Annotated in this window: 18 protein-coding genes; 8 read left to right on the top strand and 10 right to left on the bottom strand. The window is 58.7% G+C overall.

Annotated elements, in window-relative coordinates; translation table 11 throughout:
• Positions 1 to 50: 50 nt before the first annotated feature.
• The 3 genes from phaC (at position 51) to phaR (ending at position 3,117) form a co-directional block, all read left to right on the top strand.
• A complete protein-coding gene (gene phaC, locus I9185_RS05840; RefSeq protein WP_210092551.1) occupies positions 51 to 1,853 on the top strand; it encodes a class I poly(R)-hydroxyalkanoic acid synthase in 1,803 nt (600 codons plus the stop codon).
• A gap of 130 nt (positions 1,854 to 1,983) precedes the next feature.
• On the top strand, positions 1,984 to 2,430 hold the full coding sequence (locus I9185_RS05835) for a phasin family protein (RefSeq protein WP_171228035.1): 447 nt from the start codon (positions 1,984 to 1,986) through the stop codon (positions 2,428 to 2,430).
• Positions 2,431 to 2,565: 135 nt separating this feature from the next.
• Positions 2,566 to 3,117, top strand: a complete 552-nt coding sequence (phaR, locus tag I9185_RS05830; protein WP_171631294.1) for a polyhydroxyalkanoate synthesis repressor PhaR — start codon at positions 2,566 to 2,568, stop codon at positions 3,115 to 3,117.
• A 64-nt stretch (positions 3,118 to 3,181) separates the two neighbouring features.
• On the opposite strand, the gene I9185_RS05825 is transcribed toward phaR, so the two are convergent.
• The 7 genes from I9185_RS05825 to I9185_RS05795 form a co-directional block, all read right to left on the bottom strand.
• The gene (locus I9185_RS05825; protein ID WP_210092550.1) at positions 3,182 to 4,396 is read right to left on the bottom strand and encodes an aminotransferase class I/II-fold pyridoxal phosphate-dependent enzyme; all 1,215 of its coding nucleotides are present in this window, start codon (positions 4,394 to 4,396) and stop codon (positions 3,182 to 3,184) included.
• 113 nt (positions 4,397 to 4,509) lie between these two features.
• Positions 4,510 to 5,814: an FAD-binding oxidoreductase gene (locus tag I9185_RS05820; RefSeq protein WP_210092549.1), complete on the bottom strand. Its 1,305-nt coding sequence runs from the start codon at positions 5,812 to 5,814 to the stop codon at positions 4,510 to 4,512.
• Between the two features lie 8 nt (positions 5,815 to 5,822).
• Positions 5,823 to 7,181, bottom strand: coding sequence for a glutamine synthetase family protein (locus I9185_RS05815; protein WP_152458471.1), 1,359 nt, complete (start codon positions 7,179 to 7,181; stop codon positions 5,823 to 5,825).
• On the bottom strand, positions 7,181 to 7,861 hold the full coding sequence (locus I9185_RS05810; RefSeq protein WP_171723001.1) for a type 1 glutamine amidotransferase: 681 nt from the start codon (positions 7,859 to 7,861) through the stop codon (positions 7,181 to 7,183). The genes I9185_RS05815 and I9185_RS05810 overlap by 1 nt, the downstream gene beginning before the upstream one ends.
• A 58-nt stretch (positions 7,862 to 7,919) precedes the next feature.
• Positions 7,920 to 9,239, bottom strand: coding sequence for a glutamine synthetase family protein (locus I9185_RS05805; protein WP_171631306.1), 1,320 nt, complete (start codon positions 9,237 to 9,239; stop codon positions 7,920 to 7,922).
• Between the two features lie 133 nt (positions 9,240 to 9,372).
• Positions 9,373 to 11,559, bottom strand: a complete 2,187-nt coding sequence (locus tag I9185_RS05800; RefSeq protein WP_210092548.1) for a xanthine dehydrogenase family protein molybdopterin-binding subunit — start codon at positions 11,557 to 11,559, stop codon at positions 9,373 to 9,375.
• 3 nt (positions 11,560 to 11,562) lie between these two features.
• On the bottom strand, positions 11,563 to 12,027 hold the full coding sequence (locus I9185_RS05795; protein ID WP_210092547.1) for a (2Fe-2S)-binding protein: 465 nt from the start codon (positions 12,025 to 12,027) through the stop codon (positions 11,563 to 11,565).
• Between the two features lie 141 nt (positions 12,028 to 12,168).
• Between I9185_RS05795 and I9185_RS05790 the strand changes: the two genes are divergently transcribed.
• The 5 genes from I9185_RS05790 (at position 12,169) to I9185_RS05770 (ending at position 16,289) form a co-directional block, all read left to right on the top strand.
• Positions 12,169 to 12,771 (top strand): TetR/AcrR family transcriptional regulator, encoded by a 603-nt coding sequence (locus tag I9185_RS05790; RefSeq protein WP_171723003.1) that lies wholly within the window; start codon positions 12,169 to 12,171, stop codon positions 12,769 to 12,771.
• A 138-nt stretch (positions 12,772 to 12,909) separates the two neighbouring features.
• Positions 12,910 to 13,905 carry a tRNA dihydrouridine(20/20a) synthase DusA gene (gene dusA, locus I9185_RS05785; protein ID WP_348539715.1) on the top strand — a complete coding sequence of 332 codons (996 nt, stop codon included), beginning with the start codon at positions 12,910 to 12,912 and terminating at the stop codon, positions 13,903 to 13,905.
• A 15-nt stretch (positions 13,906 to 13,920) separates the two neighbouring features.
• The gene (locus I9185_RS05780; protein WP_171723005.1) at positions 13,921 to 14,745 is read left to right on the top strand and encodes a sulfite exporter TauE/SafE family protein; all 825 of its coding nucleotides are present in this window, start codon (positions 13,921 to 13,923) and stop codon (positions 14,743 to 14,745) included.
• Complete coding sequence (locus I9185_RS05775; RefSeq protein WP_210092545.1) at positions 14,742 to 15,524, top strand: hypothetical protein; 783 nt, start codon at positions 14,742 to 14,744, stop codon at positions 15,522 to 15,524. Before I9185_RS05780 ends, I9185_RS05775 begins: the two co-directional genes overlap by 4 nt.
• Before the next feature lie 36 nt (positions 15,525 to 15,560).
• A complete protein-coding gene (locus tag I9185_RS05770) occupies positions 15,561 to 16,289 on the top strand; it encodes an STAS/SEC14 domain-containing protein (protein ID WP_171631323.1) in 729 nt (242 codons plus the stop codon).
• A 653-nt stretch (positions 16,290 to 16,942) separates the two neighbouring features.
• Here I9185_RS05770 and I9185_RS05765 read toward each other — a convergent pair.
• Genes I9185_RS05765 through ccmI form a run of 3 tightly spaced genes read right to left on the bottom strand, consistent with a single transcriptional unit; the run spans position 16,943 to position 18,875 of the window.
• Positions 16,943 to 17,176, bottom strand: a complete 234-nt coding sequence (locus tag I9185_RS05765; RefSeq protein ID WP_210092544.1) for a DUF1289 domain-containing protein — start codon at positions 17,174 to 17,176, stop codon at positions 16,943 to 16,945.
• A 17-nt stretch (positions 17,177 to 17,193) separates the two neighbouring features.
• On the bottom strand, positions 17,194 to 17,658 hold the full coding sequence (ruvX, locus tag I9185_RS05760) for a Holliday junction resolvase RuvX (RefSeq protein WP_210092543.1): 465 nt from the start codon (positions 17,656 to 17,658) through the stop codon (positions 17,194 to 17,196).
• Positions 17,655 to 18,875, bottom strand: a complete 1,221-nt coding sequence (ccmI, locus tag I9185_RS05755; protein WP_210092542.1) for a c-type cytochrome biogenesis protein CcmI — start codon at positions 18,873 to 18,875, stop codon at positions 17,655 to 17,657. Before ccmI ends, ruvX begins: the two co-directional genes overlap by 4 nt.
• Positions 18,876 to 18,958: the final 83 nt, after the last annotated feature.

Raw genomic sequence — 18,958 nt, 5'->3', positions numbered from 1 at the left:
ACCCACGACGTTATTCTGCATGGCAGCGAGGTTAGGGTGGAATTGTTAAAATGACAACAAGTGAAGACCAAATGCCGGACGTGTCCGAAGAACATATTGAACGCATTAAAGAAAATATGGAAAGGGTCGAGCAGCTCGCGAAGCGCCTGGTCGAGATCATGGCGTCAAAAAAGTCGCACACGCCCGCGCTGGACGGCCCGAATCAAGAGCTTTTTGCACGAGCAGCAACAGCCTATTGGGCCGAGGCATGGCAAAATCCCGCCAAGTTGTTGGAGCAACAGATAGAATTCTGGGGCAAGTCGGTTCTCAACTTTGCCGAAGCGCAGAAAGCGCTGACGACCGGAGAGGTGGAAACCGAGGAAACCAAGCCCGGTGACAAGCGTTTTTCCAATCCCCTTTGGGAGACAAACCCTTATTTCCGACTGATCCGGCAGCAATACCTGACGAACGCGGAAGCGATTGCGCAGGCTGTCTCGTCGGTTGATGATCTGGATGCCAAAGACAAACGACGCCTACAGTATTTCTCGCAGCAGATCATCGACATGATGGCGCCCACGAATTTTCTGGCGACTAACCCGGATGCCCTGCAAAAGGCGGTCGAGACCGAAGGTCAGTCGCTGATAAAAGGGTTGGAGAACCTTGTTTCAGACCTCGAAGCCAATGATGGCGAGTTGGTCGTCAAACTGGCGGATGAAAGCGCGTTCGAGGTTGGTGGAAACCTGGCGACAACGCCGGGCGAGGTCATATATCGCAACCGGATGATGGAGCTGATCCAATACAAGCCGGTGACTGAAACGGTTTATGAGACGCCCATCGTTCTGTACCCGCCCTGGATCAACAAGTTCTATATTCTGGATCTGAAAGCCCAGAACAGCATGATCAAATGGATCACCGAACAGGGCTATACCCTGTTTGTCGTAAGCTGGGTGAACCCGGATGAAAGCTATGCCGAAACCGGCATGGAAGACTATATTCAGGACGGTTTCCTGACCGCAATCGAAACGGCCAAGAAGATCTGCAAGGTCAAACAGGTCAACGCTGTGGGTTATTGCATCGCGGGCACGACGCTGAGCCTGACCCTGTCCTTGCTGAAACAGCGTGGCGACAAATCGGTCAAATCCGCAACGCTGTTCACGGCACTGACGGATTTTTCCGATCAGGGTGAGTTTACGCCATTCCTGCAAAACGACTTCATCGACGGAATCGAAGAGGAAGTAAAAAAGGAAGGCGTTCTGCGATCGTGGATCATGGCGCGCACCATGTCGTTCCTGCGATCACGCGACCTGATTTATGGTCCGGCCATTCGCAGCTATATGATGGGGGAAGTGCCTCCGGCCTTTGATCTGCTCTACTGGAACGGCGATGGTGCAAACCTGCCAGCAAAAATGGCCGTGGAATATCTGCGAGGCCTCTGCCAGCGCAACGAGTTCGCGACCGACGGTTTCGAGTTGATGGGGCACAAGCTGAAACTTGAAGACGTGGATGTGCCGCTGATGGCCATAACCTGCGAAACCGACCACATCGCGGCTTGGAAAGACTGTTACCGCGGCGTGCAGAAAATGGGCTCGCGGTCCAAAACCTTCGTGGTTTCAGAATCGGGTCATATTGCGGGCATCGTGAACCCGCCCAGCAAGAAGAAATATGGCCACTACACCAGCCCGGATATGAAGTCGGACGCCAGCACCTGGCTGAAAGAAGCTGATTTTCACGAAGGATCCTGGTGGCCCTTGTGGGACGCGTGGTTGAAGAAGCGGTCTGGCAAGCAGGTTCCGGCCCGTGAGCCAGGTGATTCGAAGCACCCGAGCCTTGCATCCGCACCCGGGACTTATGTTGTGGCGAAACCAAACGACTGATTTCATTTTGAAACTTAAAAATTCTGCGCCGCAGCAAGAAAAAACTTGCAATGCTGCGGTGCAGCAATCATATTGTCCTCAAGCTGATGAAACCCGGGGTGGGCCCGGACCGGCTAAAAGGATTAGGACAATGGCAAAGACCCAAGACTTTACCGCGATCATGAAAGACATGATGGGTGCATTTCCGGTGGACACCACCGCGATGGAAGGCGCATTCAAATCGACCGCTTCGCTGAACGAGAAGCTGTCGGGCGTTGCTCTGGACGCTGCTGAGAAATCGGCCGAGATCTCGAACAAATGGACCAAGGACACCCTGGCCAAGCTGAGCGAGATGTCGAAAGCCAAGGCAGAGCCTGCTGACTACGCAAAAGCCGCAACCGACTTCGCAAGCGCGTCGGCTGAAGTTGCAGCCGAAAACCTGGCCGCTTTCGCTGAAATCGCGAAAAAAGTTCAGACCGAAACCGTCGAGCTGCTGATGGCTGCCGGCAAAGACGCCGCGGAAGAAGCAACCGCTGCCGTCAAAAAGGCGACCAACGAGGTCACCACCGCAGCCAAGAAAGCTGCAACTGCAAAGTAAGAAACGTCCGCGAAGCGCACCCAACCCTCCCATTAGGTGCAATCGCGTTGGGCAGGTCCATTGACCTGCCCTTTCTTTTTGTGCTGCACTCGCATAACCTGTGCTGCAACGCATCATCCTTGGGGAGGGAACCCGGTGTCGGACCAAGAAAAACCGCTGCTTATCAAGCGCTATGCCAGCCGTCGACTATACAATACCGAGACCAGCGATTACGTGACGCTCGAAGATATCGCGGGCTTCATCCGCGACGGGCGAGAAGTGCAGATCATTGATCTGAAAACCGGCGATGACCTGACTCGCCAGTATCTTCTGCAAATCATTGCCGAACATGAAAGCCGGGGTGAAAATGTGCTGCCGGTGAATGTACTGAATGATCTGGTGCGCAGTTACATGCTGCCGGGCGGGGGGGTGATGCCCCAGTTTCTGCAAAGCTCGTTCGAGATGCTGCGCGAAAGCCAAAACAAGATGATGGAAAACATGAGCGCGATGAATCCGATGTCTCAGATGCCGGGTTTTGACGCGTTGCAGGCGCAGCAACAGGCTTTCCTGAAGGCGATGACCAGCGGGCTGTCCAGCGGATGGTCCAGCCCGGAAAAGGAAGAGGACAAGTCCGAACCGAAAGAGGATCTGGACGACATCAAGAAACAGCTGGCCGAGTTGCAGCAAAAACTGTCCAAGCTGAACTGATCCGTTCCGAACAAAGAATCAGGCCCGCATCGTGCGGGCCTTTCTTGTTCAAAGTGCCGCTGTCTTAAGTGCCATAAACCGGCATCGGACCGGTCACTTCGCCAACCGATGCCAGCAGGATGTCTGCAATCACGTCCAGCTCTTCGCGGGTCAGGCGGACGGGCAGGCGCACGTCACAGGCCTTCATCAGCATGTCGCGCGTCTTGGGCAGGTCGAAAGTTTCCGGAAGGAATTGCCAGTTCCAGAAAGCGCGGGCGTTGTCTTCGCTCAGACCAAAAACCTGAACCTTGACGCCGCGTGCTTCGGACGCTGCGGCAAAGGCGCGGATCTCATGTTCCTGCATTCCGACAAGATTGAACTGGATTGAATCCGGCGCACGCTGCTCGGGGGGCAGGGGGGCGGGAACTTCGATATGAGACGAGGTGTTCAGGCGACCGGCCACGTAATCGTGGTTTGCCAGGCCATCGCGGACACGGCGTGCCAGTTCCGGAAGTTGAGGGCGGATCACGGCGGCGCTGAGGTTGCTTAGGCGAAGGTTGTACAGCGGCAGCTTGTTCTGCCAGCGGGCAAAGGCCTCTTCCAGTTCGGGTGAGTTGTCGCCCTGCGGACCTTTGTGCTTCTTCCAATTGTGTTCATACGCGCCCGACATGATGACGGCACGCGCGACAAGATCTGCATCATTCGTGATCAGGATGCCACCTTCGCCGGCATTGATCATCTTGTAGGATTGGAACGAGAAACATCCGACCTTTCCGATCGTACCGATATTGCGGCCATGCCATGTGGTGCCCAGCGAATGCGCGGCATCCTCGATCACCGGAATGTTTCGTGCGTCGCACAAGGCCATGATCGCATCCATGTCGGATGTATGCCCGCGCATGTGGCTGATGATGACTGCCTGAACGCTGTCCAGCTTGGCCTCGAAATCGGCCATGTCGATGCGATAGTTTTCACCCACTTCGCACAGAACCGGAATGCAGTCGGCGTGGACGACCGATGACGGCACGGCCGCGAAGGTGAAGCCGGGGATCAGAACACGCGCATCGCGGGGCAGGCCCAGTGCTTTGAGCGACAGAAACAGCGCGGCCGAGCAGGACGATACCGCCAAGGCGTATTTCGTGCCCAACAGTTCCGCGAACTCGGCTTCCAGCAGGGCCACCGGGGCATCCTGCGGTGCGGTATAGCGGAACAGGTCACCTGATTGCATCAGGGCCTCGATCGCGTCCTTGGCGGCGGCAGGGATGGGTTCGGCGTCGTGAACGTTGGGGGGCAGCGTCATATTTGGAATTCCCGAATTCTATCTTTGGGAAAGATAAAGATAATCGGGAGGCAATCCAAGCCCCCAATCGCCGGGCAGGCGAAAATTCACCAATCTGTCGCAATTTACGTGGATCAGACCCCAAGCCGGTCGCGCAGTGCGAACCATGTCATGGCCAGCATCAGAAGCGGGCTGCGCAGGGCAGGGCCGCCTGGAAAAGACAGCGCGGGCACCCGTGCCATCGTGTCAAACCCTTCGGCCTGACCCTGAATCGCCATCGCCATGAGTTGTCCGGCATGGGTCGCAGTGCCGACACCGTGACCGGAATATCCCGAAGCCGAAAGAATATTGGGTGCGACACGGGCCAGATACGGCATCCGCCGCATGGTGATGGCCAGCGTTCCGCCCCAGGCATAATCGATCTTCACATCCCGCAAATGCGGGAAAATCTCGGTCATCGGTTTGCGGACCTTGGCGGCGACATCTGATGGAAAGCGATAGCCATAGCTTTCGCCGCCTCCGAACAAGAGGCGGCCATCGGCGCTGAGGCGAAAATAGTTCACCACGAATTTCGTATCCGCAACCGCCACATCCCGGGTCAAAACCCGGGCGGCGTCCTCTCCAAGGGGTTCGGTGGCCGCAATGAAATTGTTGATGGGCATGACCCTGGCGGCGACGGAACGATTGAGGTCGCCCAGATACCCGTTGCAGGCCAGAATGACGTGCTCGGCCCGAACGTTGCCGTGTGCAGTTCGGATCACTGCCGTCTGGCCCTCGTCGATCCCGGTCACTTCGGTGCTTTCATGGATGCGAACGCCCGCTTTGGCCGCAGCTTGCGCCAATCCCAACGCAAAGTTCAAAGGGTGCAGATGCGCCGCACCCATATCCAGATACCCCCCGTGATAGGCGGGCGACGGGCACAGCGAATGACCCGCGTTTTCGTCCAACAGCTCGATCTGGTCGTATCCGTACCGCTCGGAAAGATGGCCGGCATGGTCATGCAGTTCTTTTTGTTCGGATTTGCTCAGGCCCAGAACGGCGACACCGGGTTTCAAGTCACAGGCGATCTTGTGTTTTGCAATCAGGGATTTGACCAGATCCTTGGCGTCTTCGGCCAACTCCCACAGCTTGGCGGCGTCAGCGTCGCCTACAAGACGCTCGAGGTCTTCCTGGTCCATCCGCTGCGCGCTGCCCAACTGGCCGCCGTTTCGGCCCGACGCGCCAAAGCCGACGCGGTGCGCTTCAAGCAGCACGACGTCGAATCCGGCTTCGGCCAGATGAAGGGCCGCGGACAGCCCCGTATAACCGCCACCGACAACGCATACATCCGCCTTGGTGTCTTCTGACAACGCGGGAAAGCGATCCATCGGATGTGCCGTCGCGGCATACCAGCTGTCAGGGTACTGGCCCTTGCGGTCATTGGAATAGAGCAGGTTCACGGAAGGTCTCAGACGTTGATCAGCAGATGTTCACGTTCCCACGGAGAGATGACCTGTAGGAACTCCTCGTACTCGGCCCGTTTGACGATGCCGTAAACGCGGGCGAATTCGGGGCCCAGAACTTCGTGCAGGGCAGTGGCCTCGTCGAACAGGTCCAGCGCTTCGCCCATGACCTGCGGGATATCGCCCTCGCCTTCATAAGCGTCGCCATAGAACTGACGACGTGGGCGTTCCTGCTCGACCAGGCCAAGATAGCCGCAGGCAAGCGACAGAGCGATGCCCAGATACGGGTTGCAGTCCATCCCGGCGATGCGGTTCTCGACGCGCCGCGATTCAGGGCCGGACAGGGGCACGCGAATACCGGTGGTGCGGTTGTCACGGGCCCATTCCAGATTGATCGGTGCCGCGTGATCCTTCACATAGCGCCGGTAGGAATTCACATAGGGTGCCATAACCGCCAGACCAGCGGGCAGGTGGTTCTGCAGACCGGCGATGAAGTGGTAAAACGCGTCCGTCTCACCCCCTTGAGGACCAGAAAAGATGTTCTGGCCGGTTTCCATATCGATGATCGAGTGATGGATATGCATGGCCGAACCCGGCTCTTCCTCGATCGGTTTGGCCATGAAGGTGGCAAAACAATTGTGGCGCAGCGCGGCCTCGCGGATCAGGCGTTTGAAATAGAAGACTTCATCGGCCAGTTTCACCGGATTGCCGTGACGCAGGTTGATTTCCAACTGCCCGGCGCCGCCTTCCTGCGTGATGCCGTCGATCTCGAACCCCTGATGCTCGGCGAAATCATAGATGTCGTCGATCACCGGGCCAAACTCGTCCACGGCCGTCATGGAATAGGCCTGCCGCGCCGCGGCCGGGCGGCCGGAACGCCCCATCATGGGTTTGATGCCCTGCGCCGGATCCACGTTGGGGGCAACCAGAAAGAACTCCATCTCTGGTGCAACAACCGGCTTCCACCCCTTGTCATGATAAAGCTGGACAACACGCTTGAGCACGTTGCGCGGGCTGTAAGGGATCGGATTGTCATCCCGGTCGTAGGCGTCGTGGATCACCTGCAATGTCCAATCCCCCGTCCACGGCGCAGCGGAAGTGGTCGAGAAATCGGGCTTCAGGATCATATCCTTTTCGATGAACCCGTCATCGCCGGCAGCTTCGCCCCAGCCCCCTGTGATGGTCTGGTAGAAGATGCTGTCGGGCAGGTGGAAATAGGATTGCTTTGCGAATTTTGATGCAGGCACCGCCTTGCCGCGCGCAATACCCGGCAGGTCCGAAATGATGCATTCAACTTCGTCCAGTCGTTGCCCATGGAAATATGCCTTTGCGGCTTCCGGCAGTTTATCAGTCCAATCAGCCATCAGGCTCTCTCTTTCTTTAGAAACTCGGCCATGTGGCGCGCAATTTTGGCGTTGTCGTCCGGGGCCGTCTCGCGATTTGCGGCTTCGCGCATCAGGTCTTCGGGTACCACGCCCTTGCCCCGTGTCCGCATCAGGCCTGCCACGAATCCGTTGTTGAATTCCGGGTGGGCCTGAACTGTCCAGATTGTATCCCCATAAGCCAGCATCGCGTTTTTGCAGAAGGCATTCCGGCCCAGAACCCGCGCTTCTTTCGGCAATTCGACAACCTGATCCTGGTGCCAGGCATTCAGCCATAGTCTGTTGCCGTCATATTCGTATTCCGTACGACCTACGGCCCATCCTTTCGAGAATTTCTCGACCTTGCCACCCAGTGCCTGAGCAATGATCTGATGGCCAAAGCAAACGCCGATCAGGGGTTTTCCACTTTCCCAGATCTCGCGCACCAACGCTTCCAGCGGGGCGATCCAGGGAAGGTCCTCGTAAACCCCGTGGCGCGATCCGGTAATGATCCATCCATCCGCATCATCCGCACCATCGGGGAAGGTGCCGTCCACGACGGCGAAGGTCACGAACTCGAACCCGTTGTCACGCAGCAACGCGGGGAAAAGTTCGTTATAATCCCCGAATTCTTCCTGTAGCACTTCGGGGGTGTGGCCGGTTTGTAGGATACCGATTTTCATGTGTCACCAAATTTGATCAAATTAATCCTAGCCGAGACTGGTTGACGCGGCAAGGGGGTCAAACCGTCTCGAGATAGCTCAACCAGTGATCCTCGGGCGGGATGTTCGCAAATCGGGTGATCTCTTGTCGTTTGGTCATGGTCAGATAGCGGATCAGGTCAGCGGGGAACAGCCGGGCCACCAAAGGATCCGTGGAGAACCTGTCAATCGCGCTCGACCAATCCGGCATCAGTTGAGGCAGGTCCGCGATGTCATAGGCGTTCCCCGTAATCGGGGCAGGGGGGATCAAGCCGTCCTCGATGCCGACAAGTGCCGCGCCCAGAACCGCGGTCAACATCAGATACGGGTTTATGTCCCCGCCGGCGACACGGTGTTCGATGCGCCGTGCGGCCGGGGCCCCGCCCGGGATGCGAATGGCAGCGGTTCGGTTTTCATAGGCCCAGCAGGCGCCCGTGGGCGCATGTGCACCCGGTATAAGCCGTGTGTAGGAGTTGCCGTGGGGTGCAAATATCAGCGAGCTGCCCGGCATGGCTGCGACACAGCCAGCTACGGCAGACCGCAATATCTCGGTGCCTTCCGGCCCGTTGTTGTCGAACACATTGTGCCCGTTCTGGTCCACCACCGAGAAATGCACATGCATTCCGTTGCCTGCGTCATCGGCATAAGGTTTGGACATGAAGGTGGCCGCAAATCCGTGCCTGCGCGCCAACCCACGCGTCAATGCCTTGAAAAACCACGTATCATCGGCACAGCGCATGGCGTCCTGATGGTTCAGGTTGATCTCGAACTGGCCGATGCCGCTTTCGGAAATCGCCGTCTGCGCGGGGATGCCCATTGCGGCGCAGCCATCGTACAGGTCGGTAAAGAACGCCTCGAACGCGTCCATTTCGGCAACCGACAGAACGGCCTCATCCGCAAGGCGCCGCCCTGTGATCGGATTCACCGGTGGTTGCGGCTGCGCGCCAGAAGCGTCAACGAGTGTGAACTCCAACTCTGTCGCGGCAACAACGGACCAGCCGCGTTGCGCATAGCGGTCGAGTATGGCGGACAGGGCATGCCGCGGGTCGCCCGGGAAGGGCACGCCGTCATCATCATACAGACACATCGGAACCAGCGCTGTTTCCGTATCCAGCCAGGGCACGGGGACCGGACCGCGTTCGGTCGGGCGCAGCACCCCATCTGCGTCGCCGGTTTCAAAGACCAGCGGGCTTCCTTCGATATCAGCGCCCCACAAGTCTACGTTCAGTGCCGAAAACGGCATTCGCACGGCGCCTTTTCCCAGTTTGTCGGCATAGCCAGGGGGCACGCGTTTGCCACGCATTTGACCGTTCAGGTCACATGCGGCGACGCGAAAATTGTGCAGGGCTCTCAGATCCATTGGGGGCTCCGTCGGTGAAACTCCCCAGTGATTTACTTCAATGGATGTGCTTTGTCACCAAATTTGATCAAATTTTGGCTTGGGTTTTCAAGGAACGCCCCGCGCCGGTATAGACCGGCGCGGAGAGCTGTTTTCAGGCAAAGCTTACGCCATGTTCTTCCATGGGCAATTGCGCCACATGCAAACCTGACAGGGCTTTGATCGCATTGGCCAAAGCCGGTGCTGACGGTGGCGTGCCGGGTTCTCCGACGCCGGTCGGTGCTTCGGCCGATGGCACGACATGCACGTCGATTGCGGCAATATCCCCGATGCGCAGCGGTTCGTAATCCGGGAAGTTGTATTGATCCACCGCCCCACTTGTCAGGGTGATCTGGTCACGCATCACATGGCCAATGCCATAGCCGATGCCGCCTTCCATCTGGGCCCGCACGATATCGGGGTTCACGGCGATACCGCAATCCACGGCACACGTGACCTTTTCAATCCTGATGCCATTTTCCGGATCGCCCGAGATTTCGACCACTTCAGCCGCGTAAGACCCAAAGGACTTGTGAACGGCAATCCCCTGCGACCGGCCCTCTGGCGCATTGCCCCAGTTTGCCTTTTCGGCCGCCAGCTTCAAAACAGCTGCTTTGCGCTGCTGGTCCAGGTTGCTGCTGTCGGAAAGATGGGCCAGACGGAATTCCACCGGATCACGACCGGCGGCCTCGGCCACCAGATCCATCATGGTTTCCATCGTATAGGCGGTGTGGGTGTGCCCGACCGAGCGCCACCACAGAACCGTCGTCGCCTTTGGCGTGTCGGTCAGACCCACCGCCATGCCGGGGATGCTGTAGGGGCTGTCCGAAACGCCTTCGACCGAGCTGTGGTCGATGCCGTCATGAACCAGAACAGCCTCGAACGGGGTGCCCTTGATCACGGATTGGCCGGCAATCTGGTGCTGCCACCCGACGATGTTGCCTTCGGCGTCCAGACCCACACGAACCTTGTGGCCAAAGGCCGGTCGGTAATACCCGCTGCGAATGTCGTCTTCGCGCGTCCAGACCAGTTTCACCGGGCGAGAGCGGTCAGTGACGACAAAGGCCAGGGCGGCCTCGACCTGATAATCCGCATCCGGGGTGGCGCGGCGCCCGAAAGACCCGCCTGCCAGCATGGTTTTGATGTGGATCTTCTCGGCGGGCAGGCCAAAGATTTGCTGGTAGGCCATATGAGGACCCGTCGGCATCTGTGCCCCGTCATGCAGAACGATGTCTCCGTCTGCGGTCTGCTCGATGGTGCAGTTCAGCGGTTCCATAGGGGCATGGGCCAGCAGTGGGAAGTAGAACGTTTTTTCGACGACCTTGTCCGCTCCGTCGATGGCGGCTGCCACAGCGGCAAAATCCGCCTTGTTGACATTATACGTGGGCTCAGCCTCCAGCGCGTCCATGATCTCGGCCTTGATCTGGTCCGAGTTGCGGGTTTCCGCGCCGGACATGTCCCATTCGACCTCAAGCGCATCGCGTGCCTGAATCGCGGCCCAGGTGTTCTCGGCGTACACCGCGACGCCCGCCTGATTGGGCAGAACAGCGGCGCTGATATAGCCTTTGACCTCTTTCGATGCGCTGTCATCAAAGCCCAGCGCGATGCCGCCCTTCGCTTCGGGGCGTTTGATCATGGCGATCATCTGGTTGGGCAGGTGAACGTCCATGGCAAACATCGCCTGGCCGTTGCTTTTGATTGCCGTATCCTTGCGGCGCACCGTTTCATTTCCGATCAGACGGAATTCGGACGGGTCCTTCAGGCGTGGCTCTGATGGAGCGTCCAGTTGCGACGCAGCAGACACAAATTCAGCGATCGGAGCCGACTTGTCGCCTGCCTTCACGATGCCGTCTTCGATGGTGATGCCAGATGAATCCACGCCCCAGCTTTGCGCGGCGGCGTTGATCAGCATTTCGCGCGCGGCAGCACCGGCCTGACGGTATTGCAGCCACGAATTCGCCATCGCGGTCGAACCGCCGGTGCCCTGGAACGGGCCGAACAGCAGGTTGTTGTAGACATTCGGATCCGAGGGGGCGAACTCGTACTCGATCTGATCCATGGTCAGGCCGATTTCTTCGGCAATCAGCGTCGGCAGTCCGGTCGCCGGGCCCTGACCTTTTTCAAAATGTTTGACAATGGCGGTTACGGTGCCATCGGCATCGATCTTCACAAATGGATTGAACTGCGCGGTCTCGGACGAGGCCGCGGCCAGCGCACCGTCCGGACGGGCGCCAACCAGCAGGACGGCACCGGCAGCGGCGGCGCCTTTCAGAAATCCACGGCGAGAGGTGTTGATGGTCATGGATCAGGCCTCCAGAATTTCAGACGCGCGTTGGATGCCGGCGCGGATGCGTTGATAGGTGGCGCAGCGGCAGGCATTGCCGGACATGTACTCGTCAATCTCCTGGACCGACGGCTTCGGGTTCTCGGACAACAGCCCGACAGCCGACATCACCTGACCCGACTGGCAATAGCCGCACTGGACGACATCCAGTTCTACCCAGGCCTGTTGTACGGCAGCACCGATCTTGTCGTCACCGACAGCTTCGATAGTCGTGACTTTGGCGTCTTCGACGTCTTCAATGAATGTCTGACAGGAACGGACGGGCTCACCATTCACGTGCACGGTGCAGGCCCCGCAGGATGCCACGCCGCAGCCGAATTTTGTGCCGGTCAGTTTCAGTTCGTCTCGGATCACCCAGAGAAGAGGCGTTCCGGGTTCGGCATCAACGTCGAGGGTCGTGCCGTTCAGGTTCAATTTAAGAGCCATGATGAGGGGGTCTCCTGTTGGTGCTGGTTTCCGTAACTGGTAAACTCGCAGGTTTACTTATGGCATATGGTTTTGCCTCTGTAAACTCCTGCGTTTACCTAGTGTTTGACCAGGGCACGTCAATAGGTCTATAGCTCTGACATGAACGAATGCAGCGCACAGAATGCGTCCAAGCGCGCACAGATCATCGAAGCTGCCGTGGCCGAGTTCCAGGAAAAGGGCTTTGCCGCGGCCAGTATGGATCGCATTTCAGCAAGGGCCGAAGTGTCCAAGCGTACGCTGTACAAGTACTTTGAAAGTAAAGAAAACCTGTTCCGCTCCATCGTGGTCGAATTGTCCAGCCGCTTTGCTGAAGTGCTGGAAATTCGGTATGAAAAAGGTCGCGATATTCGTACGCAACTGACTGAACTGGCCTGGGCCGAAGGGCGCATTCTGATGCGGCCCGATGTTATCGCGATGGCCCGGATGGTGATCAGCGAAACCTTGCGCAACCCGACGCTTGCGGCGGAAGCGCAGGGCAAGCTGGACAAGACAGCGACATTCATTGCCATGCTCAAAGATGCGGCAGAGGATGGGCAGCTTCGGATCGATGATCCGGAACGGGCCGGGCGCGAATTCATCGGCCTGATCAAGGCGCGCGCCTTCTGGCCACTGCTGTTTACGGGTGGGGCGCTCAGCGAAGCCGAGATGACGGAAACGATCGAAAGCAGTGTCCAGATGGTGATGAGCCGATATGGTGTCTAATCGATAGCAACTCACTGATGATGGTCGCAGTCGGGACGTCGTCAGAGGAATGTGTTAGGGCTTTTCGACTTGATTCGGGTGGGCAAAGCCACTGACAGTCCATCGGATTTCGAAGCATAGCAGGACGGAGGCGTTGCTGTGACATGCAAGGCAACACAGGCTGCGCGTTTAAGCGTGGCACCCATGATGGATTGGACAGACCGCCACTGCCGCTATTTTCATCGGCTCCTCAGCGCGGAAACGTTGCTGTATACCGAGATGGTGACGGCGCCGGCGCTCGTGCGGGGCGGGGCGTTGCATCTGTTGGACTACTCTCCCGAGGAACACCCGGTTGCTTTGCAACTCGGCGGCTCCGACCCGGAAGAACTGGCGCAGGCCGCGAGACTGGGGGCTGAGGCCGGGTATGATGAGATCAATCTGAACTGCGGCTGTCCGTCGGATCGAGTGCAATCCGGCACTTTTGGCGCGGTCTTGATGAAAGACCCGGCCCGCGTTGCCGACTGCGTGACTGCCATGCGCGAAGCGGCGAATGTGGATGTCACCGTTAAATGCCGCATCGGAGTCGATGATCAGGAGCCCGAAGATGTATTGCCCGCGTTTCTTGAGCACATCAGCGCGGCAGGTTGCCAAAGGGTGACAATCCATGCCCGCAAGGCGTGGCTGCAAGGGCTGAGCCCAAAGGAAAACCGGGATATCCCACCTTTGGACTATGACCTTGTGCATCGGATGAAGGATGAGTTTTCGGATCTTCACATATCGATCAATGGCGGCATCAACACTCTGGACGAGGCAGCCGCACATCTGGAAGCCGGTCTGGATGGGGTGATGATCGGCCGGGCCGCTTATCATCAGCCGGGCGATGTCCTGTCGGATGCTGACCGACGCATCTTTGGTACCGGAACGACGCGTGATCCGTTCGCGATCGTTCAACATATGGTACCTTATGTGGAACGGCACCTTGCCAATGGCGGGCGTCTGCACCAGATCACGCGTCATATGTTGGGCCTTTTCGCAGGTCGTCCCGGAGCCCGCGCATGGCGGCGCGCCTTGTCGGAAGGGGCTGTGCAGGATGGGGCCGGACCCGAGGTGATGCTGCGGGCGCTGGATCATGTGGCGCCCATGGCAGAAGTTTAAGCGGCAGGGGGAACTATGCCCGAGACGATGTTGCTGGCCCAGATGCTGGGCCTTTTGCTTGCGATCGGAGCGCTGGCCGGCGTGCTTGCCGGATTGCTGGGGGTCGGCGGTGGAATCGTCTTGGTGCCTGCCTTTTTCTATGCGTTTCAAACTCTTGGCTATGGCGGCCCACAGTTGATGCAGCTGTGTCTGGCCACGTCGCTGGCCACGATCATCGTGACATCGGTCCGATCCGTTCTGGCGCACAATAAAAAGGGTGCGGTGGATTGGGGTATTCTGCGCGGTTGGGGGCCGGGGATCGTCGTCGGTGCGATCATCGGAGTTCTGGTTGCCTCGGCCCTGCGGACCGAAGCCTTGCAGGCGCTGTTCGGCATATTGGGAATGGTGATCGGGGCCTATCTGGGGCTGGGTCGTTCGGAATGGCGGCTGGGTGATGTCATGCCCGGTGGAATAAAGCGGGCCATCCTGTCTCCTGCGGTCGGGTTTCTTTCGGTTCTGATGGGAATCGGCGGCGGCAGTTTTGGTGTGCCGCTGATGAGCCTCTACAACACGCCGATCCATCGTGCCGTCGCAACCGCCGCCGGGTTTGGTGTGATTATCGCCGTGCCCTCGGTCATCGGGTTTTTGTTTCTGGATATCGCACCGGAACACCGGCCTCCGCTGACCATTGGGGCGGTCAATCTGGTGGCCTTCGGTATCGTCGTGGCAATGACGATGATCACCGCGCCCTGGGGGGTGAAGCTGGCCCATGCGATGGATCCGAAACCCTTGAAGCGCGTATTCGCAGTGTTCCTTACGCTGGTGGCGCTCAATATGCTGCGCAAGGCGGTGGGTTTGTGAAGGATTTTGACGTCAGGGGGTGGGTGAAATTCCCGTATGATCCAGTGCTTGCGGCCTGGGTGGGACATGCGCTGCCTGCCGCACGGGCCGCGGTAACGGACCCGGCCCATGCTGACTGGCTGGATTGTGACGGGACGTGGTTCATCGGTGTTGACGCGTTGCCCAATGACGCGCAGGGCAGGGTTGGCCAATCGGGGCCTTTGGCCGGAACCGCCATGTCATTCATTGCAGGGCGTTACGGGCAGTTGCCGCTTCACAAAGGCCAAGTCTCGGTCACGCATCCTGGGTATCCACGCCCGCGCCGGGGGGAAAACGAAGCCGCCGCGCGGTATCGCAGAAATCGGGACGCGGCCCATGTGGACGGTTTGCGCCCGATGGGGCCGGATCGTCGCCGCCGGGTGGATGAACCGCATGCGTGGGTTTTGGGCATACCGCTGACCGAGGCCAGCCCGGATGCGTCGCCCATGGTGTTGTGGGAAGGCAGCCATCATATCCTGGGTGCGGCTTTCAGGCGCGCCCTTGCGGGGACGCCACAAGAGCGCCTGCATGAAGTCGATGTTACGGATATCTACCAATCTGTCCGTCGCGAGGTTTTCGAAACCTGCCCGCGAATCGAATTGCCTGCAAAACCGGGCGAGGCTTACGTGCTGCACCGCCACTGCCTGCACGGGGTTGCCCCCTGGGCGGAAACGGCAAGCGCAGGGCCGGATGGACGGATGATCGCCTATTTCCGCCCGGAATGCGCCGGGGGTGTGGCGGAATGGATCGAATCCACTTAACCTCCTGTCATTGTTTGGCTTTGGAGGTTTTGACCGATGATTACGGTCCATACGAATTCTGATGGTGCGTTGATAGAAGTGGAGTTGTCGGGGCAAGTCACCAGCGCCGACTATGCCGATGTCCTGGTTCCTGCAATCGAAGCAGCGCTGACCGAACATGATTCCGTTCGGCTTTTGGCCATCGTGCAGCCCGAGTTCAAGGGGTATGATTTGGGCGCGGCCTGGTCCGACACCAAGCTGGGGCTCAGCCACTGGCGGGGGTTTGACCGGATCGCGGTTGTTGCCGATCAGGGCTGGGTGCAAACCAGCATCCGATTGGCCGCCCCGATCCTGCCATGCCCCGTTCAGGTCTTTGAATTGGCCGAGCTTGAGGCCGCCCGGCGCTGGATGCGCGAGTCGCTGGGATCCATTCACGTGACCGATCTTGAGGGCCCATGTGTGCAGATCAGCCTTTTGGGAAAACTGGACCCCGAGGAGTACAAGCAAGCCGAACGCGACCTGGACGCTTTGTTGCATGATCGATCCGGATTTCGGTTGCTGATCGACCTGCGGGAATTCGACGGCTGGCAGGGGTTGTCCGCTCTTGCTGCACATTTTCGTCTGGCCAGCCGCCACATCGGACAACTGGATCGCGCGGCCATCGTCGGGGACAAAAGCTGGCAGCACATGGCACAACGTGTCGCCAGTCATGTATTGGGCACACGGACTCAGTTCTTTCCGTCCGAGGAAATCGAAAACGCCAAAACTTGGCTGGCTGCCGGGTAAGGATCTGCTCTGCGTGCCAACCTGCATCTTGTGATCTTGCTGCCAACAGGCGGCTTGCGTGCTTTGTTCTCTGGTCAGAACAAAGCACCCTTGAGCATGAATTGACCAAACCTGATTGGCTTATTTCGCGGAACGACACGCACCACATGTCTTGAAACCGGTCTTGATACCGTGCCGGTCAAGAATTGTGACGTAAGGGAACTGGTGGGTTTTTCCGTGGAATTTCTGACCTTAAGGTCAACACGGACCAAAAACCGCGTGTTTTCCCCCTAAATTTGACCGGAAATGCCCTTACCTACGCCGTGTCGCTGCGGGCCTCCACTCACGTTGAACAGATGCGTTCATGAGCTGGCCCCTTTTAGGAGCTCGAACTCGGCCCGCGGCGGCACAGTTATTGGAAGCGGGAAGTTTGCGATGACACTTAGGTTATTGATGGAAAGATTTGCGGCACGCAAGACGCCAGTATTCAAGGCGGACAAGACCGGAACGAAGCGTGTCCGACGTGCAGCGAAAAAATACGGGACTGCAAAAACAAGCAGATCCGAAATCGCAGCTCTGTTCGAGTCAGAGCTGCGCGGGCAAGACACAAACAGGTCGGCCCGCGACGAATCCAATGACCACAGGGATACGTCCCCAAAGCAGGCTGGCTGACTTCAGGAACCTTTTATGCGCGCTGCACGCCCGCCTCGGCGTTTGCTGAGGCGCGGCTTTCTGGTTGGTAGATCTTCCATGATTTCGGCGCGTTCGCTGCTGTCCATCTTGGACCAACGGGTGATTTCGTCAATCGTGCGATAGCAGCCGGTACAGATGCGTTCAGTCGGGTGAACGACACAGATCTGGACACAAGGGCTTTCGACCTCATTCCTTTTCCAAACCATATTCGTCATCACTGGTCTCCGACCCGTTACAAAAAGCGCAGCCTGTCCAGCGCGCCTTGCAAGATATAGCTGGCCGCAACGTGATCAATAACCTGTCCGCGACGTTTTCGTGTCGTATCCGCCTCAAGTAGTGCTTTTTCTGCCGCAACGGTACTAAGCCGTTCGTCCCAAAACCCGATGGGCAGATCGGTCAGGCGGGACAAATTGCGCGCAAATGCCCGCGTTGACTGGCATCTTGGCCCTTCGCTGCCATCCATGTTCTTGGGCAGGCCCAGCAAGATGCCCCCGATCTCGCGATCGGTGACAATTTCGATCAGGCGCGCGGAATCGAGCGTGAATTTCTTGCGCCGTACCGTTTCCAGCGGGCTGGCGACACCGCGCATCCGGTCGGACACGGCGACGCCGATTGTCTTTTCCCCAAGGTCCAGCCCCATCAGGGCACTCATAGGTTGCAGCGCGGCTGCAAATTCTTCGATAGTGTCATGGATCATTGAGCGATCCCGGCTTGAAGGGCCGCCGCATCGATGATCTGCAACGCCTCTGAATTGCCGGCAAAGACTTCCATGGCCTCATCGCGAATATCGATGGCGCGCTGACCCTGGCCAAGAACGCCCAAGGCCGCGATCAGGCGGGCCCATTCCTCGGGGGATCCGCCCTCTGCCGCCAGCCGATCAGACAGCTGGTCCACCATGCCCTGAATCATCTGCTGCCGCTCTTCGGGGCTCAGCTCTGCGGCGGCGGCCATGTCTTCCTGGCTGGGGCCGGGTGCGGTGCTCAGATCCGGTGCATTGAAAACGCCGGCCCTAAAGGCCAGTTCATCGATCTGAGCCCGAATTGCTTCGGCCCAGGGCGCACCTGTGGGGGAATCCTGCAACGTTTCGACCCACATGCGATAGGCAAGGTCCGGCCGCCCGATCTGGGCCAGCATCTGCCCCCAATAATAGCGCGCCGGGCCGTGACGGGGGTCACGGTTCAGCGCTTCGATCAGCGCCTGTTCCGCTTCGGGTGAGACATACCCACCTGCGGCCAGAATCATCATTTCCGCTAGGTCCGCATAGGTATCAGCCGTGGCGCTGTCTTCGGACAGCTCGATCACCTTTTGCTGCGCGGTGTACCCATCCTTGAAGTTGCCCGCATTCGTCTCGTGTTGCGCCAGCAACATCTGACCCTGCAAATCGTCCGGCCGGCTCGCAACGGTTTCCCGCAACTGCTTCAGCAGGTTGGCATAGCTTTCTTCCAGCTGCGCAGGTCGAGGTGGGGTCGCCAGTTCTTCCGCGGCGCTTTGGGATGGCCGGTTGGCGCGCACTTCCTTGGCCAGTTCAAGCCGTGCGGTCAGCGGCATGTCAGGCAAACCCACGGCCCCGGTGCGATGATACATCGCCAACGCTCCACCGATCAGAAGCAACGATATTGCCAGGATCGACAACCCCGAAACCGCACGAGATGGCCCGGCGCCGGCACCCTCTTTCTTCATTTGGTCATCTGCGGCCAGAATGCGACGGGAAATTTCCGTGCGCACCCGTTCGGCGTCGGCCTCGCCAATGACACCGCGCGCCAGATCCCGGTCCACACCGGCCAACTGTTCGCGATAAACCCGCAGATCGTATGCCGCCGCGGGTTCATCCCCACGGCGTTTGCGCAGCAGGGTAAAGCTGAGAAAAGCTGCGATCAGCAGCGCGACAAGAAAAATCAGAACCCAGAACGTCATGGTCCCTCCGAGGATGCTGCCCTGACTTAGACCTGTGAGGCGTCCGACAAAAGGGACAAATGGCCGCGAATGAGCGACATGTC

It is taken from the genome of Ruegeria sp. HKCCSP346, assembly GCF_017872595.1.
Lineage (GTDB): Bacteria > Pseudomonadota > Alphaproteobacteria > Rhodobacterales > Rhodobacteraceae > Ruegeria.
This window is presented reverse-complemented; position numbering and strand designations above follow the sequence as displayed.